Raw genomic sequence first — 22,794 nt, 5'->3', positions numbered from 1 at the left:
ATCTTGCACAGTTACCGTGATCAAATTGCTGAAATTTTTATAGCGATATGTGCTTGAATGGATTGAGATTCAAGCTATTTTGATGCGTAAATGAAAAAGCCCCTGCAGTATTTGACTGCAGGGGCTTTTGCTCAAAGCGCGAGGTCGCTGCTTTTACTTGGTACCGAAGATGCGGTCGCCGGCATCGCCCAGGCCCGGCAGGATATAGCCGTGGCTGTCCAGTTGGCGATCCACGGCGGCGGTGTAGATATCCACATCGGGGTGAGCGGCCTGCATGGTCTTCACGCCTTCGGGCGCAGCCAGCAGGCACATGAACTTGATGGACTTGGGTTGGCACTTGTCCTTGAGCTGCTGCACGGCGGCGGCGGCGGAGTTGCCGGTGGCCAGCATGGGGTCAACCACCACCACATCGCGCTCGTTCATGTTATCGGGCATCTTGAAGTAGTACTCGACGGGCTTGAGCGTCTCGGGGTCGCGGTACAGGCCGATGTGGCCGATACGGGCGCCGGGCACCACGTTGAGCATGCCGTCCAGAAAGCCGTTGCCCGCACGCAGAATGGAGACCAGCACCAGCTTCTTGCCGTCGATGACCTTGCCGGTCATGGTTTCCATTGGGGTTTCGATCTCGATGTCCTGCAAAGGCATGTCGCGCGTGATCTCGTAAGCCATCAGCGTGGACAGCTCGCCCAGCATGCGGCGGAAACTGTTGGTGCTGGCTTCCTTGCGGCGCATCAGTGTCAGTTTGTGCTGAATCAGCGGATGGTCGATCAAATGCAGAGTGCTCATATTCTTGGTCTAAGTGTTCGGTTGGCGCCGCGCAGGCGGGTGGCCTGAGCGCTGGCAAAAGAGTGCGCAGGGCTAAGGCCTGCCGCAGCAGGCGCTATTTTCCCCGTCAGTCGGCCAGAAAGCGCGACAGTCGGTCTAAATCCACATTGCCACCGCTGATCAAGACCCCGACCCGGGCTCCGGCCAAGGCCACGCCGCCGTGCAAGGCACCGGCCAGCGAAAGCGCGCCCGTGGGCTCGACCACGATTTTCATGCGTTCGGCGTAAAAGCGCAGGCATTGCACCAGCTGCTCGTCCGAAACCGTCAATATGTCCTGCACATGCTGGCGGATGATGGCAAAAGTGATGTCGCCGGGCGACTGGGTTTGCGCGCCGTCGGCAATGGTGTGGGGCGTGGGAATCTTGACGATCTGCCCGGTTCTGAACGACTGCTGCATGTCGTTGCCGGCCTCTGGCTCCACGCCATAGACCTTGCATTGCGGGGCCAGCGCCTTGGCCGACAGCAGACTGCCCGAAAGCAGGCCGCCGCCGCCGGTGCAGACAAACAGATAGTCCAGATCGGGTACTTCCTCCAGCAGCTCCTTGGCGGCCGTGCCCTGGCCGGCAATCACATCGCCGTGGTTGTAGGGCGGGATCAGCGTCATGCCGCGTTCGGCCGCCAGTTGCCGGGTAATGGCTTCGCGGTCTTCGGTAAAGCGGTTGTAGGTGACGACCTGGGCCCCGTAGCCGCGCGTGGCTGCCATCTTGGAGGCCGGTGCGTCTTCGGGCATGACGATGAGGGCCGGCATGTCCAGCAGCTGCGCCGCATGGGCAATGGCCTGGGCATGGTTGCCGGAGGAAAAGGCCAGCACCCCGCCTTTGCGTTGCTCGGGGGTGAAGCGGGCCAGGGCGTTATAGGCCCCACGAAACTTGAATGCGCCTATGCGCTGCAGGTTCTCGCACTTGAAAAACACCTGGGCGCCGAGTTGGTCGTTCATGGTGCGGCTGGTCAGCACCGGCGTGCGGTGGGCCACGCCTTGCAGGCGCTGGGCGGCCGCGACGACGTCATCAAAAGTGGGCAGGGCAGCTTGGGTCATGGATAGACATTCAGATACAGGTGAACACATCATATCTGCCGCCATTCATGACCCAAAGCTGTCTTCAGATTAGGCAGCTTTGAATGAAAAAAGCTTGCAGCCCAATATCTGAAAGCGCAAGCAGCTATTGAATCAGGAGTCTTTGCTCTGAGTGGCCTGAATATCGCTGAAGTCGTGCAGCGCCTCCAGCGGCGGAAACTCGCCGGTGCGTTTGGCCTGCATGGCGTTCACTGCTTCCAGCACATGGCGGTTACTCCAGATGCCGCTTTGCACCCAGCCCAGTTGCTGCAGCGAGTCGCGCACGCCGTGGTCGCGTGCATAGTTGATCACTTGTTTGCTGCCCCAGATGGCGACTGGCGGCTTGCTGGCAATCTCGCGGGCACAGGCCAGGGCCGCCAGCACGGCAGCTTCGTGGGTGTCATGGAGGGCATTGACCAGGCCGTGGGTGGCGGCTTCCTGCGCGCCCATGCGGCGGCCGGTATACGCCAGATCCTTGACCAGGCCCAGCGGCATGATCTTGGGCAGGCGCTGCAAGCTGCCCAGATCGGCCATCATGCCGATGTTGATCTCCTGCACGCAGAAAAACGCATCGGCACTGGCGTAGCGAATGCAGGCTGCGGCCACCAGATCCAGCCCGCCGCCAATGCAGCCGCCCTGTATGGCACAGACCACGGGCATGCGCAGCTCTTCTAGGCGGTTGAAGGTGGTCTGCATCTGCGCCAGCGTGTCGACGACGGCGGCGCGCCCCTCGGGCGTGCGGTCATTGGGGGCAAATTGCGGATTGGCAAAGGTCTCCAGCGCCATGCCGGCCGAGAAATGCTTGCCCGTGCTGCTGATGACCAGCACCCGCGCCTGGCCGCTGCGCTGCAGCATGTCGAGCACGCCGGCCATCTCGCGCCAGAAGGCCGGGCTCATGGTGTTGAGCGCCTGAGGGCGGTTGAGCACCAGATGGGCGATGTTGTCGGTCAGATCCAGGCGAAAGCAGCTCAGGTCTGCGGCCTGCAAGCGGTGGTCATGGGTATTGGGCATGGCTCAGATGGTGTCCTGAACCATGCCGTGTGCAAGTCACGCGGGCGACTGAGCGCCTGCCGAATGCACAGGGAGATTCCCTTGGGGAAGGACGCTTAGGCGGCCAGCGCAGTAGCTGGCTGGGCGTAAGCGACGGCTGCTCCGGTGGCGCTGACCTTGAACACGGCCACCATGCTGGTGAGGCGCTGGGTCTGGTCGTGCAACGAGACGGCCGCTGCGGTGGATTCCTCCACCAGGGCCGCATTTTGTTGCGTCATCTGGTCCAGATGCGTCACGGCCTGGTTGACCTGGCTGATGCCGTCGCGCTGCTCTGTCGAGGAGGCGCTGATTTCTCCGATCATGTCGGACACCTTGCGCACGCTGCTCACGATGTCTTCCATCACCAGGCCTGCCTGAGACACTTGCTCGGCGCCTTCATTCGCTGCATCCACCGAAGTGCCTATCAAGGTCTTGATTTCCTTGGCGGCTTCCGCGCTGCGGTGGGCCAGTGCACGCACCTCGCTGGCGACCACGGCAAAGCCGCGGCCTTGCTCGCCGGCGCGAGCGGCCTCTACAGCCGCATTGAGCGCCAGGATATTGGTCTGGAAGGCGATGGAGTCGATGACGCCGATGATGTCGGAGATGCGGTGCGCGCTCTCGCTGATGCGGCTCATGCTGCTGACCACCGATTCCACGACGGTTCCGCCGCGCTGGGCCGCCTGCGCCGCATTGCCGGCCAGATGGGTGGCCTGGCGCGCGGTATCGGCCGACTGGGCCACGGTGGCGGTCAGCTGCTCCATGCTGGCGGCGGTTTCTTCCAAGTTGGAGGCTGTCTGTTCGGTACGCGAGGACAGATCATGGTTGCCCGAGGCGATTTCCGAAGATGCCGTGGAGATGGAGTGCACGCTGTCGCGTACGTCGCTCACCAGGCTGCGCAGGCGGGTTGCCATGGCAGAGACGGCGTTCAGCAGATGGCCGAATTCGTCCTGACGAGCTCCGTTGGCGGTCACGGTCAGGTCTCCCTGGGCAATGGCATGGGTCAATTCCACGGCTTCGGCCAGAGGGCGGGTGATGGAGCGGGTCAGCGCCAAGGCCAGGCCCAGTCCTGCCAGCAAGACCACGCCTTGAACGGCCCATGCCCACCAGGCAGCGTGTTGCTGGGCTTGCTGGGTCAGCAGATTGGCGGCATCGCGTTGCTGTTCCTGCAGCTTGACGAAGGCTTGCAGCGAATCCACATAGCGGGTGATGGCGCCCAGATACTGCTGCTGGATGAAGTTGCGCAGGGCGGCGATATCGCCCGTTTGCTTGATCTCGCGTGCCTGCTTGTTCAATGCCAGCACTTCGGTACGCACGGCCGAGATTTGCTCCAGCGCCTTTTTGTCGGCATCGCTCTGGGCCAGCTTGACCACCTGGGCCTGCAACTGGGAGTTGATGCCGACCCCGGCTTTGACACGCTCATCCATCAGGGCCGTCAGTTCTTCGTCGGCCGTCACATTGCTGGTGAGCACGCGCTCGCCCGTGGTTTCCGTGGCGCCTTTCCACTGGAGGGCAAGGTTGATACGGCTGTCGAAGTCGGCCTGGGTGCGCATGCCGGCCTGCATGGTCTGGCCTGCCGTGTGCTGAGCCCAGAGAGAAACTGCCAGCATCATCACCAGCAGCCCGCCGAGCGTGCTCCATAGCTTGGTGGATACGCGCCATTGATTGAATTGCATTCGCTGTGCTCTTGTACTGAAAAATGAATTGCAAAAAGCGCTGCAAGGCAAGGCGGCGGCCTGGAAAGCCGCAGTCAATACCTGTTGGCGCTGATTTGGGGAGTGGGAAACGATGCGCTCACTGTGAAGCAGGGCTTGAAACAGCCGGTGCAGCAGATGTGAGCGCAAGCCTGGAGGCTTTATGTATCGACATAATGCGTTCAGGCTTGAGCTATTTTTCTGGTCCGAGGTCGTCTGGCGTCACAGCCCAAGCCAAATTGCTGCGCAGAATGCGCTACCGAAATGGGTAGCTCAACAAAAAAGGCCTGCATCTGCAGGCCTTGGAGCGGGTATCGCTGGGTTTCAGCGTTTTTTACCGCCCAGAATGCCGCCCAGCACGCCGCGCAGGATTTCCTTGCCCAGATTGTTACCCACGGTGCGTACGGTGGACTTGGCCATGGTCTGGACCAGACCGTCGTGCTGGCCGCCGCGCGGGCCGGTGCGGCCAAACAGCAGCTCCTTCAAGCCGTCCATCATGGCGCTGCCGCCGGAGCCTCCGCCTTGCTCGGCCGCCGTACCTGCTGCCGCGCCTGCAGCAGCAGGTGCTTCACCGGGTTTGGCGGGAGTGGCTGTGGCCGTGCGGCTGCGCAGCACCTCATAAGCGGATTCGCGGTCCACGGCTTTTTCATAGACGCCTGCGACCAGCGAGCCATTCATCAGCGCCTTGCGCTGCTCGGGCGTGATGGGGCCGAGCTGGCTGCCGGGCGGAATCACGAAGACGCGCTCGGTCTCGCTGGGCCGGCCTTTCTCGTCCAGAAAGCTGATCAGCGCCTCGCCCACGGCCAGTTCGGTGATGGCCGCCGCGATGTCCAGGCCGGGCTTGGGGCGCATGGTGGAGGCCGCAGACGCCACGGCTTTCTGGTCGCGCGGGGTAAAAGCGCGCAAAGCATGTTGCACGCGGTTGCCCAGCTGGCCGAGCACGGAATCGGGCACGTCCAGCGGATTCTGGGTGACGAAATACACGCCCACGCCCTTGGAGCGCACCAGGCGCACGACCAGTTCGATGCGCTCGATGAGAACCTTGGGCGCATCGTTGAACAGCAAATGGGCTTCGTCAAAGAAGAAGACCAGCTTGGGTTTTTCGGGGTCGCCAATCTCGGGCAGTTGCTCAAACAGCTCGGACAGCAGCCAGAGCAGAAAGGTGGAGTACAGGCGTGGCGCGTTCATCAGCTTGTCGGCGGCCAGCACATTGACCACGCCATAGCCGTTGGCATCGGTCTGCATCAGATCGTTGATATCGAGCATGGGCTCGCCAAAGAACTGCTCGCCGCCCTGGGATTCGATCTGCAGCAGGCCGCGCTGGATAGCGCCCACGCTGGCGGCGCTGATATTGCCGTATTCGGTGGTGAATTGCTTGCCGTTGTCGCCCACGTATTGCAGCATGGCGCGCAGATCCTTGAGGTCCAGCAGCAGCATGCCGTTGTCGTCTGCGATCTTGAACACCAGATTGAGCACGCCCATTTGCGTCTCGTTGAGGTTAAGCATGCGGCCTATCAACAGCGGGCCCATGTCGGAGATGGTGGCGCGTACCGGGTGACCCTGCTGGCCGAACACATCCCATACCGTGGTGGGGCAGGCCAGAGGCGAGGGCGGCTCTATGCCGCGATCCTTGAGGGAGACGGTCAGCTTGTCGCCTATCTTGCCGCTTTGGCTGATGCCGCTGAGATCGCCTTTGACGTCGGCCATGAAAACCGGCACCCCAATCTGTGAGAAGCTCTCCGCCAGTTTCTGCAGGGTGACGGTCTTGCCCGTGCCAGTGGCGCCTGTGATCAGCCCATGGCGGTTGGCCAGGCCCGGCAGCAGAGCACATTCTGTGGCAGAGTGCTGGGCAATCAAAAGGGGTGAAGCCATTTGGGGTTTCCTCCGGGAGAGCTTTCAGTCAAAAGTAAAATCTCATCCGTAAGGTTAAATCAAATATCAAAGGACTCCCGTGGCAGGACACAGCAAATGGGCCAACATCCAGCACCGTAAGGGTCGCCAGGATGAAAAGCGCGGCAAGATCTGGACTCGCATCATTCGTGAAATCATGGTGGCTGCGCGTCAGGGTGGTGCCGATCTGGCTGCCAACCCGCGCCTGCGCCTGGCGGTGGACAAGGCCAAGGCCGCCAATATGCCGGCCGACAATATCAAGCGCAATATCGACAAGGCCACCGGCAATCTGGATGGCGTAACCTACGAAGAAATTCGTTACGAGGGGTACGGTATTGGCGGTGCGGCGATCATTGTGGACACAATGACGGACAATCACGTTCGTACGGTGGCCGATGTGCGCCATGCTTTCAGCAAATATGGTGGCAATATGGGAACGGCAGGCTCTGTGGCCTTCCAGTTCAAACATGTGGGCCAAATCCTGTTTGCTCCTGGCACCAACGAAGACAAAGTCATGGAAGTGGCTCTGGAAGCGGGTGCGGAAGATGTGCTCAGCGATGACGACGGTGCCATTGAGGTGCTGACGTCCCCCGGCGACTTTGAAACCGTGCGCGATGCACTGCAAGCCGCAGGATTAAATCCTGATATGGCCGAAGTGACCATGCGCCCAGAAAATACAATCGCTCTTGAAGGCGACGATGCAGCTCGCATGCAGAAGCTGCTGGACATGATTGAAGACCTGGATGACGTTCAAGACGTCTACCACAACGCAGAACTATGAAAATTCTTGTGATTGGCGGCGGTGGCCGTGAGCACGCTTTGGCGTGGAAATTGGCTGAGTCGCCCAAGTCGACCAAGGTGTTTGTGGCCCCCGGAAACGGTGGCACGGCCTTGGCAGGTGGCAAGCTGGAGAACCTGAACATCACCGATGTGCAGGCCCTGCGTGAATGGGCGCAAGCCGAAAAGATCGCACTGACCGTGGTGGGCCCAGAAGCTCCCCTGGCGGCCGGTGTGGTGGACGAGTTCCGTGCCCACGGCCTGCGTGTCTTTGGCCCGACCAAGACCGCTGCCCAGCTGGAAAGCTCCAAGGCTTTCTCCAAGGATTTCATGGCTCGCCATGCCATCCCCACGGCCCAGTACCAGACCTTTACCGACCCTGTGGCGGCTCACGCCTATGTGGATCGCCTGGGCGCACCCATCGTGATCAAGGCCGACGGCTTGGCCGCCGGCAAGGGCGTGGTGGTTGCCACCTCGCTGCAGGAAGCTCACGATGCCGTGGATTTCATGCTGGTGGACAACAAGTACGGCGTGACCCACAACGAAGGCGGTGCACGCGTCGTGATCGAGGAATTCCTTGATGGCGAAGAGGCATCGTTCATCGTGCTGTGTGATGGCAAGAACGTGCTGGCGCTGGCGACCAGCCAGGACCACAAGCGCTTGAAGGATGGCGACCAGGGCCCCAATACCGGTGGCATGGGCGCATATTCGCCCGCGCCGGTGGTGACGGCCGATGTGCACCACCGTGCCATGCGCGAGATCATCTTGCCCACCATCCGCGGTATGGAAAAAGACGGTGTGCCTTACACCGGCTTCCTGTATGCCGGCCTGATGATTGACAAGGCCGGTCACCCCAAGACGCTGGAATTCAACTGCCGCATGGGTGACCCCGAAACCCAGCCCATCATGATGCGCCTCAAGAGCGATCTGGTGGATGTGATGCTGGCCGCCACCGAAGGCAAGCTCGACCAGCTCGAGCTGCAATGGGACCGCCGTACGGCTTTGGGCGTGGTCATGGCCGCTGCCGGTTACCCCGAAGATCCGCGCAAGGGCGATGCCATCACCGGCCTGCCTGCGGCAGCTGATGACGCCATGGTCTTTCATGCCGGCACCCAGCTCAAGGACGGCGTGCCCGTGACCACCGGTGGTCGCGTGCTCTGCGTCACGGTGCTGGCCGACAGCGTCAAGCAAGCCCAGCAAAAAGTGTATGACGTGGCACGTGGCATCCATTTCGATGGTGCCCAGTACCGCCGCGACATCGGTTTTCGCGCCATCAAGGGCTGAGCCATGAGCGCCGTACCGCAATCCATGGATCTGCCGACTGTGGCCGAGGTGCGTGAGTACCTCACCGGTCTGCAAGCGCGCATCACCCAAGCTCTCGAAACCATCGAGGGCGAGGGCGGTACACGCTTTCTGGTCGATGCCTGGAGCAAAGGCCCGCAGGAAAAGCTGCAGGGCGACGGCATCACCAAGATCATGGAGGGCGGGCGTGTGTTCGAGCGCGCCGGCTGCGGCTTCTCGCATGTGCGCGGGCCGCAACTGCCGCCATCGGCTACTCAGCACCGGCCTGAATTGGCAGGTGCGCCATTTGAAGCCATGGGGGTGTCGCTGGTGTTTCATCCGCGCAATCCTCTGGTGCCTACCGTGCACATGAATGTGCGCATGATTTCGGCAGGACATGCCGGTCAGCCCAAGACCTGCTGGTTTGGCGGCGGCATGGATTTGACGCCCGTCTATGGCTTTGAGGAAGATGCCGTGCATTTTCACCAGAGTTGCCGCGATGCGCTGGCGCCCTTTGGCGAGCAGCTCTATCCGCGCTTCAAGACCTGGTGCGACGAGTATTTTTTCCTCAAGCACCGTAACGAGCAGCGCGGGATTGGCGGCATCTTCTTTGATGACTTCGCCGAACTGGGTCAGCAGCAGAGCTTTGCCATGCTGCAGTCCGTGGGTGATGCCTTTCTGAACGCCTATCTGCCCATTGTGGAGCGCCGCAAAAGCGCGCCGTACAGCGAGCAGCAGCTGGCTTTTCAGCGCTACCGCCGTGGCCGCTACGTGGAGTTCAACCTGGTCTGGGACCGGGGTACGCACTTCGGCCTGCAATCCGGTGGTCGTACGGAATCCATTTTGCTGTCCATGCCGCCGCATGCCGACTGGAGCTACCAGCGTGAAGATGCTCCGGGCACGCCCGAGCGGGATCTGCTGGAAAACTATCTGATTCGCCGCGACTGGCTTTGATACCCTACCTGCGACCGACGGTGCAAAAAGCACCTTCAGCAGGGGATTGCCCACTAAAACTATAATTTCGATAGCTGGATGCGCCACATGGGCTGGCGCATTGCCATTTTTTCAAGGCGTGGTGGTGCGGGTTTGTGAAAGCCCGGGTTGCCGCATCTGAGCCGACCCTGAGACGGGTGTGGTGCAGCACACGCTATATTGATCTCACTTTTACAGATTCCATCGCCTGATGACCACCTCCACCAAATCGGATTCCGCAGCCAAGCGCGACGTGACCAAACTGCAACGCGCCATTGTTGACGGCCTCGAAGACGTCAAGGCACACGATATCCAGGTGTTCAACACCGAAGCGCTGTCGCCCTTGTTCGAGCGCGTCATCGTGGCTTCGGGTACCTCCAACCGCCAGACCAAGGCCCTGGCCTCCAGCGTGCGCGAATCGGTCAAGAAGGCCGGCTTCCCCGTGCCCCGCCAGGAAGGCGAAGAAAACGGCGAATGGATTATTGTGGACTGCGGCGCCGCCGTGTGCCACATCATGCAACCCGCCATTCGCCAGTACTACCGTCTTGAAGAAATCTGGGGCGAAATGCCTGTGCGCCTGAAGATCGGTGCCGCCAAGCCCAAGCCCGCTGAACTGGCTGCCAAGAAGCTGGCCGCCAAGCAGGCCGTGGACAAGGCTGCTGCCGAGAACACCGTGGTCGAGAAGAAGTCTGCCAAAAAGCCAGCGGCCAAGAAGCCCGCCGGCAAGACAGCTGCTGCGAAGACAACCGCTGCCAAGACGACCACGGCCGCCAAAAAGCCTGCCAGCAAGACCGCTGCCGCCAAGGCACCAGCAGCCAAGAAGCCCGCCGCCAAGTCTGCAGCTCCCAAGGCTGTGAAGACCGTGGTGGTCAACGGTGCCAAGTCCGGCGCCAAGTCGGCAAGCAAAGCTGCTGCCAAGCCCGCCGCTGTAAAGCCTGCGGCAAAGCGCGCCCCCCGCGCCAAGGCCTGATTGCGTCCTGAGTTTTTGCCGTGAGACTGACCATCGTGGCCGTAGGCCTGCATGTGCCCGATTGGGCGCAGACGGCCTACGACGATTACGCCAAGCGCTTTCCGCCGGAACTCAAGGTTGAACTCAAGGCCGTCAAGACCGAGCCGCGTGGCTCCAAGACGGTAGAGACTTTGTATGCCGCCGAGCGCAAGCGCATTGAAGCGGCCATTCCCCGCAGCACCCGCATCGTGGTGCTGGACGAGCGCGGCACCAATCTCACTACCAAGGCCCTGGCCCAGCGACTCAAGGGCTGGCAGCTGGAAGGTGACGATGTGGCGCTAGTTATTGGCGGCCCGGATGGGCTGGACCCCGAGTTCAAGGCCAAGGCGCATGAGCGCGTTCGCCTCTCGGATCTGACCTTGCCCCATGCCATGGTGCGTGTGCTGCTGATCGAGCAGCTCTACCGTGCCTGGTCGGTGAACGCCGGTCACCCTTACCACCGCGAGTAAATCAGCCGCTCGCGCAAGGCCGCAGCTCGCGGCTGTGTTCCGCGTGCAATTTCATGCACTGCGTGATACTATGATTTTGATAGCCGTTAGTGCTTTATTGGTAAGCGCTAGCGGCCAATTTTTATCTTAATCATGGCCTCATACCTCTACCTCGCTTCCCAAAGTCCCCGTCGCCGTCAACTGCTAGAGCAGTTGGGCGTGGCGCATGAATTGCTGCTGCCCAATGCGGCCGGCGATATTGCCGAAGATGCGGAAGGCATAGAAGCCGAGAAAGAGGGCGAGGCGCCGCGCGACTATGTGCAGCGCGTGACCGCCGGCAAGCTGGATGCGGCCGTGGCCCGCCATGCCCGCCGTGGCCTGCCGCCAGCGCCGATTCTGTGCTCCGACACCACGGTGGCCTTGGGCATGCAGATTCTGGGCAAGCCTCAGGATGCGGAAGATGCCAGGCGCATTCTGCGCCTGCTGGCCGGCACGGAGCATGAGGTGCTGACTGCAGTGGCAGTTCAGAATGGTGTGCAGCGTCTGCAGGCTTTGAGCATCTCCACCGTGCGCTTTGCTCCCATGAGCGAGGCGCAGATCGATGCCTATGTGGGCACGGGTGAACCCATGGGCAAGGCCGGTGCCTATGGCGTGCAGGGCAGGGCGGCAGCACATATTTCACAGATCAGCGGCAGCTATTCGGGCATCATGGGTTTGCCGGTGTTTGAGACGGCGGCGCTGTTGCGCCAGCTGGGCTGGCCGCTCTGATCTTCTAGGGCCAGAACCGCAGTCTTGTCGCCGCCATAGACCGGCGCAGCATGCGCACGCCTTCTTGCCGAAAAACAAGCACAAGATCAGGCCAGACAACCAAGAAAGTACGACAGTCAATGCAGCAAGATATTTTGATCAACTGGTCGCCGCAGGAGACGCGAGTGGCGGTCATCGAAAACGGTGCCGTGCAGGAGCTGCACATGGAGCGCCCGCTGGAGCGCGGCCTGGTCGGCAATATCTACCTGGGCAAAGTCTCGCGCGTGCTGCCGGGCATGCAGTCGGCGTTTATCGATATCGGCCTGGAACGAGCGGCTTTTTTGCATGTGGCCGATGTGTGGCATCGCCAGGAAGGCGGCGAAGCGCCCATGTTCGCCCGCAAGGATGTGCCTCTGGTACCGATTGAAAAGCAGGTGTTTGAAGGCCAGACCATCATGGTGCAGGTCATCAAGGACCCAATAGGCACCAAGGGTGCGCGCTTGTCCACTCAGATCAGCATTGCAGGCCGCCTGCTGGTGTTTTTGCCGCAGGACGACCATATCGGCATCTCGCAGAAAATTCCGCAAAACGAACGCGATGCACTGCGCGCACGTCTGCAGGGCCTGGTCGGCACCAAGGACACGGGCGGCGGCGGTGGCTTTATCTTGCGCACCAATGGCGAAGATTCCTCGGACAGCGAGCTGGCGGACGATATCCGCTACCTGCGCAAGACCTGGACGCGCATCAAGGATGCCTCGCAGAAATTGCCAACTATGTCGGTGCTGCATCAGGACCTGAACCTGCTGCAGCGCGTGCTACGTGATCTGGTGAGCGAAGCCACGCAAAGCATTCGCATTGATTCGCACGAACAGTTTGCGCTGCTGCAGACTTTCGGCCAGGAGTACATGCCTGCCGCCGTACCCAAGCTGCAGCATTACAAGGGCGAGCGGCCGATTTTCGATCTGTACTCGATTGACGAGGAAATTGCGCGCGCGCTGGGGCGGCGTGTGGATTTGAAATCGGGCGGCTATCTGATCGTGGACCAGACCGAGGCGTTGACCACTATCGATGTGAATACCGGCGGCTATGTCGGGGCCCGTAATTTCGACGACACAATATTCAAGACCAATCTGGAAGCGGCTCACGCCATTGCACGCCAGCTGCGCTTGCGCAATCTGGGCGGCATCATCATTGTCGATTTCATCGATATGGTGCGTGAAGACCATCAGAGCGAGGTTTTGTCCGAGTTCCGCCGCCAACTGGGGCGCGACCGGGTCAAGACCATGGCTGGCGGCTTCTCGCAACTGGGCCTGGTGGAGATGACCCGCAAGCGCACGCGCGAGTCTCTGGCCCATATGCTGTGCGAGCCCTGCCCGGCATGTTCTGGCAAGGGCGTAGTCAAAACCGCCCGCAGCATCTGCTATGAGGTGTTGCGTGAAATCCTGCGCGAAGCCCGCCAGTTCAACCCCCGCGAATTCCGGGTGGTGGCATCGCCCAAGGTGGTAGAGATGTTTCTGGACGAGGAAAGCCAGCATCTGGCCAGCCTTTCGGACTTTATTGGCAAGCCCATTTCCCTGCAGTCCGAGACGGTGATGGCACAAGAGCAATACGATATTGTTCTGTTGTGAGTATTTTGGCGTTTGAGGGAACCTTGATGGATGAGGTCTGCGTAACCTCATAAAAATGGTCTGGCCATGGCTCAATCGGACGGTAGTAGTCCCCTTCATTCTGTCCTCTGCGGGCGCTGCTGCTTGGATACTACGATCAGAATGGGTGGGCCGGCCGATAGAGTTGACTCTAGGCCGCCATCCCGACCTCACGCTGGCTGCTGCACGAAAGCTGGCAGCAGAGAAAGGTGTCGAAATTCAGCAAGGAAAAATCTTGCTGTAGAAAAGTGCAAGGCGAAGTCACACAGGGGCTGGCTTGTGCTGCGATGTTGTCAGACTGCCAAATCCAGTATCTAGTGTGAGCGACGCTGCAATGCCTTTTATAGAAGGTTTGATCAGCTTTGCATCGCTAGCAATGCTTGAACTTCGGCTTGAGCTTGCATTCCGAGTCGTTCGAGATCAAGGCCCTTGGGAATATCGTTTTCGAGAATGATTTTTCCGCCGCAGACCAACCATTTGATATGCGGCCTGCCGCCGCTGACGACTGGGCCAAGCGCAGAATCATGTAGACCAAAGTACCTAGGGTCGTCGAGCGCATAGACGGCCAGATCCGCTGCCATGCCCGAGGCCAGATGGCCTACACCGTCAAAACCCAGCATCTGTGCACCGCTTTGGCTGGCCCAGTGAATGATCTGCTCCACCGCGGTGGCGTCTCCGCCTTCTTCTCCATGGCCTTCGGGTTTGGCGCGTGAGAGGGCACCTGCTTGGGCACGGTGCAGCATCCAGGCGAAATGCAGCTCGCTGATCATGTCTGCGGCTTCGTTGGATGCGGCACCATCCACCCCAATGGTGACTGGTGATCCCATTTTGGCCAGCGCAGGAGCTGGGGCAATGCCATCCGCCAGACGGGCATTGCTTTGTGGGCAGTGGGCAATGCCGGTGCGGGTTTCGCCCAGCATCTTGATTTCCGCAGGGCTTAGATGCACCAGGTGCGCCAGCCAGACATCGGGGCCCAGCCATTCGTTCTGGGCCAGATATTCAATGGGCAGACAGCCGAATTTCTCGCGGCAATGCTCGATATAGGCCACGGACTCAGACATATGACTGTGCAGGCGCAAGCCCATGGAGCGTGCGGCTCTGGCAACTTCCTTGAGCTCTTGCGTGGGCAGCGAGACATGGACTGAGGTGGGGGCCATGGCCACTTTGCTCATGGCCATGGGGCCGGTCTGATGAAAATGTTTGGCTGTGGCTTGTACCGAGGCCAGCATCTGATCCAGTGTCTCCGTGGCTTGCTGCAGCTTTTCATGATCTTCGAGCTTGCGTGTCACGGTGGCACCACCTCGCAGCAGCATGAAGCGCATGCCAAGAGCCTGGGCTTCTTCGAACAGAATGGCTGCAGCATCAAAATCCTGCCCGGGCTGGAACAGGTAGTGGTGGTCGGCTACGGTGGTGCAACCCGAGCGCAACAGCTCCACCAGGCCGATACGTGCGGCAATGCGCAAGCGCTTTTCATCAAAGCTGCGCCGATAGCTGAACGGTACGGCCTGCAGCCAGGGGCTGAGCGTGAGGTTGATGCCTGATGGAATTCCTTTGAGCAGGGACTGGAACAGGTGATGATGGGTGTTGACCCAGCCAGGGTAGATGACGCAGCGACTGGCATCCAGAACCTGCTCATCGGGCTGCGCACGCAAGCCACTGCCCATTTCGGTGATCACGCCATTTTCAATGCGTATATCGCTGACCGGGCTTCTGGCTTTTTCCCCCGGCAGCCCGGTCATGATGGCTGCTGCGTTTCGAATCAGAATATTCTTCTTCATGGCGTTCTCAGTTCTTGGGCATCAGGCCTTCAATGCCCTGGACCAGATAGTTCATGTTGGCCAGGTCGTTGGCCGAGATATTCTGACCTGCGGGAACGCGTGTCGTGCCTTGCTGGTCCCGCACCGGGCCTGAAAAAACCTGACGCTGGCCTGAGGCAATTTCTTTGCCCATGGCTTCGATCTGAGTGCGTACTTCGGCAGGAATGGCTGCATTCAGCGGTGCCAGTTTGATGATGCCGTCGTTGAGGCCGCCCATGACGCTCTCTGGCTTCCATTGACCCGCAAGCACGTCATTGACGACCTTGATGTAGAAGTTGCCCCAGTTCTGGGTGATGGATGTCAGATTGGTGCTGGGGCCGAACTTGGACATATCCGAGTAGTAGCCCAAGGTGTAGACCTTTTTCTCTTCACCTGTCGTGACGATGGACACACCTGAAGTGGCATAGGCCATGGTATCGGCTCCCAGCTTGATGAGGGCATTGGCCGCATCGCGCTCCTTGCCAGGGTCGTACCAGGCATTCACCCAGATCAGGCGCAGCTGAGCTTTCGGGTTCACGCTTTTCATGCCCAGAGCAAAAGCGTTCACGCCTTGCAGCACTTCAGGAATGGGAAAGGCTCCCACGTAGCCGACCACATTGTTCTTGGTCATATGTCCGGCAATCACACCTTCCAGATAGCGGCCTTCGTACCAACGGGCGTTGTAGGTGCCGACATTGGCCGCAGTCTTGTAGCCTGTGCCGTTCATGAAGGTAATCTTGGGCGCTGTGCGGGCGACTTTGAGCGTAGGCTCCATAAAGCCGAAGGAGGGCGTGAAGATCAGCTTGCAGCCATCTTGTACAAAATTGCGTACAACGCGCTCTGCATCTGGACCTTCTGCTATGTTTTCTACGAATTTGGTGCTGATTTTGTTACCCATGACTGCGACCAGCTCTTTGCGTGCCAATTCATGCTGATAGGTCCAGCCGCTTTCTCCAATCGGATTGGAGTAGAGAAAGCAGACCTTGAGCGGCTCTGCCGCCGCCGTGCCAGCAAGGCATGTCAGCAGGAGCGAAGCTGCGCTCCACTTGGGAAGGCGAGGGAGTCTCGTCGGGCGGTACTGGCGTTGCGCGTTGTAGCGGGTCATGGTCATGTCTCCGTAGTTGTAGTGGCAGGGAGCTGGATAGGTGGGTGTCTTCAGCTTTCTGGTCTATAGCCCTGGCCAAGGGAGGCCGGGGAATTCAACTTGATCGTGGTCTTGTTGCGCGAGATCAGCACCAGCACCACGATGGTGGCGATATAGGGCAGGGCCGACAGCCATTGCGATGGGATCTCCAGCGCCAGGCCTGAGCCCTGCACAAACAACTGGGATACCAGCACGCCGCCAAACAGGTAGGCCCCCACCAGAATGCGCAAGGGGCGCCAAGTTGCGAACACCACCAGTGCCAGCGCAATCCAGCCGCGCCCGGCGACCATGCCATCGGCCCACAGCGGGGTATAGAACACCGACAAAAATGCGCCGCCCAGGCCTGCCATGGCTCCGCCGTAGAGCACGGCCAGATAGCGAATGGCAATTACCGGGTAGCCAATGGCGTGGGCGGCGGTAGGTGATTCACCCAGCGCTCGCAACACCAGGCCGCCTCGACTGCGGTCCAGAAACCAGGCCGTTGCCGCGACCAGCAGCCAGGAGGCATAGACCAGCCAGTGATGGTGAAACAGCGCAGGGCCAATGATGGGAATATCGCCCAGCAGCGGAATATTGGGCACAGGAACTGCATTGAGCGGCGCCGACTCATAGGACTTGCCAAGAAAGGCCGACAAGCCCATGCCAAAGATGGCCAGCGCCAGACCGCTGGCTACCTGGTTGGCCTGCATGGTCAGGCATAGATAGCCGAAGATCAGCGCCAGCGACGCGCCGGCAAGCATGCCGATGGCTGCGGCTGTCCACGGTCCTGCGCCAGCATAGGCTGCTGCAAATGCGGCAACGGCGCCTACAGACATCATGCCCTCGGCCCCGAGATTGAGAACGCCGGAGCGTTCCACAATCAGCTCGCCCAGCGCCACGATGATCAGCGGTGTGCCTGCGACCAGAGTCGCTGCCACGATGGAGGAAATCAGCGATGCATCCATGATTAAGCTCTCCGAAGGCCGCTTTGCCAGCACAGGCGATAAGCGATGAACAAGTCAGATGCAAGCAGGAAAAACAGCAGCATTCCCTGGAAGACCTTGGAGATGGAAGAGGGCAGATTCAGTTGCTGCTGGGCTTGCTCCCCACCCAGAAAGAACAAGGCCATGATGAGGCTGCTGGCCAGAATGCCCACAGGATGCAGGCGCCCGACAAAGGCCACGATGATGGCGGCAAAGCCGTAGCCGGCGGAGATCTGTGCTGTGAGCTGCCCCATGGGGCCAGCGACTTCCGTCATGCCAGCCACTCCGGCCAGAGCGCCACCTGCCAGCAGTCCGACCCATATGGCCTGTTTGCCGGAAAAGCCCGCGTAGCGCGCTGCATCGGGTGCCTGCCCGCCGACCTGCATGCGAAAGCCTTGCATGCTCAGTTGCAGGAATACATAACCTGCGAGCAGAACGAACAGGGCCAGAATAAAGCCCGCATGCACGCGTGTGCCTTCGACGAGTAATGGCAGCAGAGCGCTGTCACCGAAGTTGCGGGTTTGTGGGAAGTTGTAGCCGTCCGGGTCTTTCCAGGGCCCATAGATCAGCCAGGACGCCAGTAGCTGTGCCACATAGACCAGCATCAAGGACACCAGAATTTCATTGGTGCCAAAGCGCGTGCGCAGCCAGGCAGGGATCGCTGCCCATAAAGCGCCGCCCAAAGCCCCCGCCAGCACCATGACCGGCAAGGTCCAGAAGGCGCTTGTATCGCCCGCCATCAATGCAATGCCTGTGGCAAACACTGCGCCGAGGATGAACTGGCCTTCGGCACCAATATTCCACACGCCTGCGCGAAAACCTATGGCCAGGCCCATGCTGATGAGCATCAAGGGCGTGGCCTTGAGCAGCAACTCGCTCAGGCCATAGATGTCGCTGATGGGTTGAATAAAGAAGACGTGAATGCCTTGCCAGGGCTTTTGCCCCAACATGGCAAACAGCATGGCACCGCTGAGCACGGTGAGCGCCACAGCCAGCAGTGGAGACAGCCAGCGCATACGGCGCGAGGCTTCGGGGCGCTTTTCAAACCTAGGCCACACGGTATACCTCGCTTTCCATTGGGCTGCTTGCGGGCTGCGATATAGACGGAATTTCCGGGCTGTGATCCATGCCTTCGTGAGGCCAAATGCCGCTCATCCAGAGGCCTATGGTTTCCACATCGGTGTCTTCAATGGGGACTGCCGGGGAGAGCCGGCCATCGGCAATGACGGCAATGCGGTCGCAAATTTCAAACAGCTCATCCAGCTCTTCTGAGACCACCAGCAGGCTGGCACCGCTGTTGCGCAGATCGATCAGGGCCTGACGTATGAAAGCTGCTGCCCCGACGTCCACTCCCCAGGTCGGCTGAGCGGCTATCAGTACCTGAGGCTTTTGCATCAGCTCGCGCCCGACGATGAACTTCTGCAGATTGCCGCCAGACAGCGAGTTTGCCGGAGCTTGCGTCCCTGAGCATTTGACGCGAAAGCCTTCTATGCAGCACTGGGAAAACTGGTCTACGGCATCACGGAGAATCAGCCCGTGCTTGAGCAGACCCTGGCCGTAGGCGGTGAGCAGCGTGTTGTCTGCCAGGCTCATGGCCGGCACGGCACCGCGTCCCAGGCGCTCTTCCGGCACAAATCCCAGCCCCAGCGCATGGCGGCTGGCGCTGTCCAGATGGGCCACGGCCTGTCCGTTGAGCCGAATCATCTGCGCCTGGCGAGCGGGCAGCGGGTCTTCTCCGGAAAGTGCAAACATCAGTTCCTGTTGACCGTTGCCAGAGACACCGGCAATGCCTAGGATTTCGCCGGGCTTGAGTTCAAAGCTGATGTCCTTGAGTGCTGTGCCAAAAGGGTGGCTGGCTTTTCGCGATAGTGCCTGGACCTGAAGTTTTGCTTCGCTGGTTTCGCTCGTGGTGGTCTTGGGGCGCTGGCAGGGTACGAGCTCCTTGCCGATCATCATGCGTGCCATGGAGGCCGGTGTTTCCTGCGCGGGAATGCAATGGCCTGTAATTCGGCCGCTGCGCAAGATGGTGGCGCTGTGGCATAGCTCCTGCACTTCGTCGAGCTTGTGACTGATGTAGAGAATGCTGCAGCCTTCGTCGGCCAGTTGGCGCAAGGTTTCAAACAGCTTGCGCACGGCCTGTGGGGTGAGAACCGAGGTTGGCTCGTCCATGATGAGCAGGCGCGGGTTTTGCAGCAGGCAGCGAATGATTTCCACGCGCTGGCGCTCTCCGACCGAAAGGGTATGCACGAGTCGCTTGGAGTCGACCGGCAGACCGTAGCGCTGGCCTACGGCATGAATGCGCTGGCATAGGTCGTCCAAGTCCGGGCGACCCGGCAGAGCCAAGGCTACGTTCTGCACCACAGTCAGTGTTTCAAACAGCTGGAAGTGCTGGAACACCATGCCAATGCCCAGTGCACGGGCCTGGTTGGGGCTGTTCATCTGCACGCGCTGGCCTCGCCAGTAGATCTCGCCTTCGGTAGGGGCAGTCATGCCGTAGATGATCTTCATCAAGGTGGACTTGCCGGCTCCGTTCTCGCCAAGAATGGCTTGAATCTCGCCCGGTGCGACGACTAGATCGATACCGTCGTTGGCGACCACTGATGCATACACTTTGCGAATACCGCACAGCTCCAGCTGTGGCTGGTCGGAGGAAGGGATAAGGCTGGGCATATCAAGCCGCCTTTCCGAGAGTGCGCAGATTGGGCGCCTCGCTGCTTTTGGCGTTGAACAGCACATTCAGCAGCACAGCAGTGAAGGTGCCCAGCAAGATACCGTTCTGGCAGAACTTGGCCATCATGTCGGGCAGGCGCATGAAGAACCTGTCAGCCACTAGCGGAATCATGCCCATGGCCAGACTGATGGCCACGATGTAGGCGTTCTTGCGGTTCTCGACAAAATCCACATGGCTGAGGATGCGTATACCTGTAGCGGCCACCATGCCAAACATCACCATGGCTGCACCGCCCAGCACGTATTGAGGAATGGAGGCAGCAATAAAGGACAGTTTGGGGAAGCAGCTGATCAGGACCAGCATCACGCCGGCCGTCACACAGACCCAGCGGCTACGCACCCCGGTGACCTGTACCAGCCCAATGTTCTGGGCGTAAGAGGTATAGGTGAAGGTATTGAAGATACCTCCCACGATGGCCCCAACGCCATCGGCACGCAGGCCGCGGGCAATATCGTCTGTCTCAAGTGGGCGCTCCACCACCTCGGCCAGAGCCAGGAACTGACCCACGCCTTCGATCATGATGACCACCATGACCACGCACAGCGTGACCGTGGTCATCACATCGATGGTGGGAATGCCGAAGTGAAACGGCGTGATGATGCGCACCCACTGGGCGGACTGCAGGCCCACGAAGTTGACTTGCCCGGAGACCAACGTGATCAGAAAGCCGACGGCAATGCCCAGCAGTACGGCAATATTGGACAGAAAGCCTTTGCACCAGGCAATGATGAACAAAATTGTCATCAGCACAATGCCCGAGATGGCAATGTGTGAGGGAATGCCGTAGTCGGGATTGTTGATGGGCCCGTTGGGACCGGCAATGGTGGGAGTGCCGCCAGCAGCCCAGTTGATGCCCACGCGCATCAGCGATATGCCGATGATGAGTACTACTGAGCCTGTCACCACTGGAGGGAACCAGCGCAACAGCCGACTGACATAGGGTGCAACAAGCAGGGTGAATATGCCCGCGACAATGACGCCGCCAAAAACCGCTTTAAGCCCCAGTCCTGGAGTGCTTCCTGCTGCAATAATAGGAGCGACAGCTGTAAAGGTCACTCCCATCATCATGGGCAGGCGTATGCCTATCTTGCCGATGCCCATGCTCTGGATGATGGTCACCAGGCCGCAGCAAAACAGGTCGGCGGCAATCAGGAAAGCCGTATCTTCCTTGGTGAGTTTGAGGGCGCTTCCAATGATGAGTGGGACGGCGATCGCTCCCGCATACATGACCAGTACATGCTGCAGCCCGAGTGCTGCGAGCTGGGGCAGGGGCAGTTTTTCATCCACGGGATGTACGGCTGGGGGGCTTTTGGGTACGGTGCTCGTCGTCATGGCTTGTCTCCTGAACTGGTTATCGAGCTGCCTGAGCACGCCCGGCCTTTTCGGCTCTGTGCGTTCCCGGCGTTTTAGGGTTCTCTCAAGTCATATTGCGATGGGCGGAATGAATCAGTGATTGGGCGCGTTGCATGACTTCGGGGCTGATGCGTGCCCGTATGCCATCGAATTTCGGACCTCTTGTGGCATCAATGCCAAGGCGGGAGGTTGTTCCGTCAGCAGAGGACGATGGATCCAGGGGGCTGCCAGGCAGACCATCGACCATGAACAAGTCTTGGTGTGGCTGGAAATGCGTGGCCATGGCCCAGAGCACTTCTTCGTCGCGGGTGATGTCGACGTCCTCGTCCACGGCAAACACGGTCTTCAGATAAGGGTCCCAGCCCAGCAGGCCCAGCATGACCTGGCGGGCCTCGCCAGGCCGGGATTGCTTGAGCGCGATATAGGCGTGAAAGTGGGTGCCCGAGCTGGGGTAGTGCACGGCGGTGACTCCCGGAAAGCGCTCTTTGAGCTTTTCCACCATCTCGGATTCACGCGGGATGCGGCCCAGATTGAGGTGTTCTGCAGAATTGCCACCCACCACATCGAGCAGCCAGGCATCGCTGCGCTGCATCAGCGTCTCGACCTTGAAGACATTGTTGGTTGAGCGGTCCGATGAGTAGCCCGTGAATTCGCCAAATGGTCCTTCCTCGGCGCGCAGGTTGGGATCGATCACCCCTTCGAGCACATACTCCGCATGGGCTGGCACCGAGATGCCATACCTGGGCGTCTTGACGACCTGCAGTGGTGCTCCGATCAGGCCGCCCGCCACTTGGCGCTCGTCGACGCCATAAGGCAAGCGGGCGGCAGCGGCCAGCATGAATAGTGGATGAGCACCTATCACCATGGCTACAGGCAGTGGCTTGCCCTGAGCTTCTGCGGCTCGCAGCATGCGCCAGAGGTGACCGCGTGAGTGCAGGCTGGTAGCGATCTCGGTGTCAGAGTGCACCATGGAGCGGTGGTAGCTCACATTGCTGATGCCGTCGAACTCCGAAATCAGAATCGAATTGGTGATGTAAGGACCCCGATCGCTGGCGAAATGCTTGATGGTCGGAATGTCCTGGTGCAGGTTGATCTGGCTGGTCTTGACCTGTTGCAGCGCCTTGCCATCCTGAATCATCTGGGGCTTGAGCAAATTTCTGCTGCGGGCCTGGTACTCGGCATGGATGCCCGCGGCAGAGACTCCGCCCAGCATGCGGCCCACGCGTTCTCGCGAGGCAAACAAATTGGTCAGCAGAGGACGCTGCAGGCTTTCAACCTGATTGAAGCGCAGCATGGGATGCCGGCCTTGAGCGGCCAGTGACCAGACCGTGGCGGTAACGTCCTGGTCGCGGCTGGTGAGTTGGTCAATGGACAGAACATCGTCTGGCCAGCTATCCGCATAGGCTGCGTAGAATTCGTGCAAGTCCTGACCGGTGTCTGTCATTGCTGTTCTGGCATT

20 protein-coding genes are annotated in these 22,794 nt (G+C 60.2%); 8 read left to right on the top strand and 12 right to left on the bottom strand.

What is annotated here, in order from left to right:
* Window positions 1-153: 153 nt before the first annotated feature.
* The 5 genes from upp to EAO39_RS14345 form a co-directional block, all read right to left on the bottom strand.
* Window positions 154-786, bottom strand: coding sequence for a uracil phosphoribosyltransferase (upp, locus tag EAO39_RS14365; protein ID WP_120968434.1), 633 nt, complete (start codon window positions 784-786; stop codon window positions 154-156).
* Between the two features lie 106 nt (window positions 787-892).
* Window positions 893-1,861 carry a threo-3-hydroxy-L-aspartate ammonia-lyase gene (locus tag EAO39_RS14360; protein ID WP_120968432.1) on the bottom strand — a complete coding sequence of 323 codons (969 nt, stop codon included), beginning with the start codon at window positions 1,859-1,861 and terminating at the stop codon, window positions 893-895.
* A gap of 132 nt (window positions 1,862-1,993) precedes the next feature.
* Window positions 1,994-2,890 (bottom strand): enoyl-CoA hydratase-related protein, encoded by an 897-nt coding sequence (locus tag EAO39_RS14355; RefSeq protein WP_120968430.1) that lies wholly within the window; start codon window positions 2,888-2,890, stop codon window positions 1,994-1,996.
* 95 nt (window positions 2,891-2,985) lie between these two features.
* Complete coding sequence (locus EAO39_RS14350; protein ID WP_120968428.1) at window positions 2,986-4,581, bottom strand: methyl-accepting chemotaxis protein; 1,596 nt, start codon at window positions 4,579-4,581, stop codon at window positions 2,986-2,988.
* Window positions 4,582-4,923: 342 nt separating this feature from the next.
* A complete protein-coding gene (locus tag EAO39_RS14345) occupies window positions 4,924-6,471 on the bottom strand; it encodes a helicase HerA-like C-terminal domain-containing protein (RefSeq protein WP_120968426.1) in 1,548 nt (515 codons plus the stop codon).
* Window positions 6,472-6,550: 79 nt separating this feature from the next.
* Between EAO39_RS14345 and EAO39_RS14340 the strand changes: the two genes are divergently transcribed.
* The 8 genes from EAO39_RS14340 to EAO39_RS14305 all read left to right on the top strand — a co-directional run bounded on the left by EAO39_RS14340 (window position 6,551) and on the right by EAO39_RS14305 (window position 13,593).
* Complete coding sequence (locus EAO39_RS14340; RefSeq protein ID WP_120968424.1) at window positions 6,551-7,270, top strand: YebC/PmpR family DNA-binding transcriptional regulator; 720 nt, start codon at window positions 6,551-6,553, stop codon at window positions 7,268-7,270.
* On the top strand, window positions 7,267-8,550 hold the full coding sequence (purD, locus tag EAO39_RS14335) for a phosphoribosylamine--glycine ligase (RefSeq protein WP_120968422.1): 1,284 nt from the start codon (window positions 7,267-7,269) through the stop codon (window positions 8,548-8,550). The genes EAO39_RS14340 and purD overlap by 4 nt, the downstream gene beginning before the upstream one ends.
* 3 nt (window positions 8,551-8,553) lie before the next feature.
* Entirely contained in the window at window positions 8,554-9,501 is a 948-nt protein-coding gene (gene hemF, locus EAO39_RS14330; protein WP_120968420.1) for an oxygen-dependent coproporphyrinogen oxidase, read from the top strand.
* Window positions 9,502-9,730: 229 nt separating this feature from the next.
* The gene (rsfS, locus tag EAO39_RS14325; protein ID WP_120968418.1) at window positions 9,731-10,489 is read left to right on the top strand and encodes a ribosome silencing factor; all 759 of its coding nucleotides are present in this window, start codon (window positions 9,731-9,733) and stop codon (window positions 10,487-10,489) included.
* 20 nt (window positions 10,490-10,509) lie between these two features.
* The gene (rlmH, locus tag EAO39_RS14320) at window positions 10,510-10,977 is read left to right on the top strand and encodes a 23S rRNA (pseudouridine(1915)-N(3))-methyltransferase RlmH (RefSeq protein ID WP_120968416.1); all 468 of its coding nucleotides are present in this window, start codon (window positions 10,510-10,512) and stop codon (window positions 10,975-10,977) included.
* Between the two features lie 132 nt (window positions 10,978-11,109).
* Window positions 11,110-11,724 (top strand): Maf family protein, encoded by a 615-nt coding sequence (locus tag EAO39_RS14315; RefSeq protein WP_120968414.1) that lies wholly within the window; start codon window positions 11,110-11,112, stop codon window positions 11,722-11,724.
* Between the two features lie 119 nt (window positions 11,725-11,843).
* Window positions 11,844-13,331 (top strand): ribonuclease G, encoded by a 1,488-nt coding sequence (gene rng, locus EAO39_RS14310; protein ID WP_120968412.1) that lies wholly within the window; start codon window positions 11,844-11,846, stop codon window positions 13,329-13,331.
* A 55-nt stretch (window positions 13,332-13,386) separates the two neighbouring features.
* A complete protein-coding gene (locus tag EAO39_RS14305; protein WP_240467012.1) occupies window positions 13,387-13,593 on the top strand; it encodes an Arm DNA-binding domain-containing protein in 207 nt (68 codons plus the stop codon).
* A gap of 112 nt (window positions 13,594-13,705) precedes the next feature.
* Here EAO39_RS14305 and EAO39_RS14300 read toward each other — a convergent pair whose 3' ends face one another.
* From EAO39_RS14300 to EAO39_RS14270, 7 genes are all read right to left on the bottom strand, one after another.
* Window positions 13,706-15,127, bottom strand: a complete 1,422-nt coding sequence (locus EAO39_RS14300; protein ID WP_120968410.1) for an amidohydrolase family protein — start codon at window positions 15,125-15,127, stop codon at window positions 13,706-13,708.
* A gap of 7 nt (window positions 15,128-15,134) precedes the next feature.
* The gene (locus tag EAO39_RS14295) at window positions 15,135-16,250 is read right to left on the bottom strand and encodes a BMP family ABC transporter substrate-binding protein (RefSeq protein ID WP_120971127.1); all 1,116 of its coding nucleotides are present in this window, start codon (window positions 16,248-16,250) and stop codon (window positions 15,135-15,137) included.
* Window positions 16,251-16,300: 50 nt separating this feature from the next.
* Window positions 16,301-17,233, bottom strand: a complete 933-nt coding sequence (locus EAO39_RS14290) for an ABC transporter permease (RefSeq protein ID WP_120968408.1) — start codon at window positions 17,231-17,233, stop codon at window positions 16,301-16,303.
* A 2-nt stretch (window positions 17,234-17,235) separates the two neighbouring features.
* Window positions 17,236-18,267 (bottom strand): ABC transporter permease, encoded by a 1,032-nt coding sequence (locus EAO39_RS14285; RefSeq protein ID WP_120968406.1) that lies wholly within the window; start codon window positions 18,265-18,267, stop codon window positions 17,236-17,238.
* 31 nt (window positions 18,268-18,298) lie between these two features.
* Window positions 18,299-19,921 (bottom strand): ABC transporter ATP-binding protein, encoded by a 1,623-nt coding sequence (locus EAO39_RS14280; RefSeq protein WP_120968404.1) that lies wholly within the window; start codon window positions 19,919-19,921, stop codon window positions 18,299-18,301.
* 1 nt (window position 19,922) lies between these two features.
* On the bottom strand, window positions 19,923-21,314 hold the full coding sequence (locus EAO39_RS14275) for a nucleobase:cation symporter-2 family protein (protein WP_162989569.1): 1,392 nt from the start codon (window positions 21,312-21,314) through the stop codon (window positions 19,923-19,925).
* An 85-nt stretch (window positions 21,315-21,399) separates the two neighbouring features.
* A complete protein-coding gene (locus EAO39_RS14270; protein WP_205589389.1) occupies window positions 21,400-22,779 on the bottom strand; it encodes a UbiD family decarboxylase in 1,380 nt (459 codons plus the stop codon).
* Between the last annotated feature and the right edge of the window lie 15 nt (window positions 22,780-22,794).

Origin of the sequence: Comamonas sp. lk, assembly GCF_900564145.1 — a bacterium.
Taxonomy (GTDB): Bacteria; Pseudomonadota; Gammaproteobacteria; order Burkholderiales; family Burkholderiaceae_C; genus Comamonas.
This window is presented reverse-complemented; position numbering and strand designations above follow the sequence as displayed.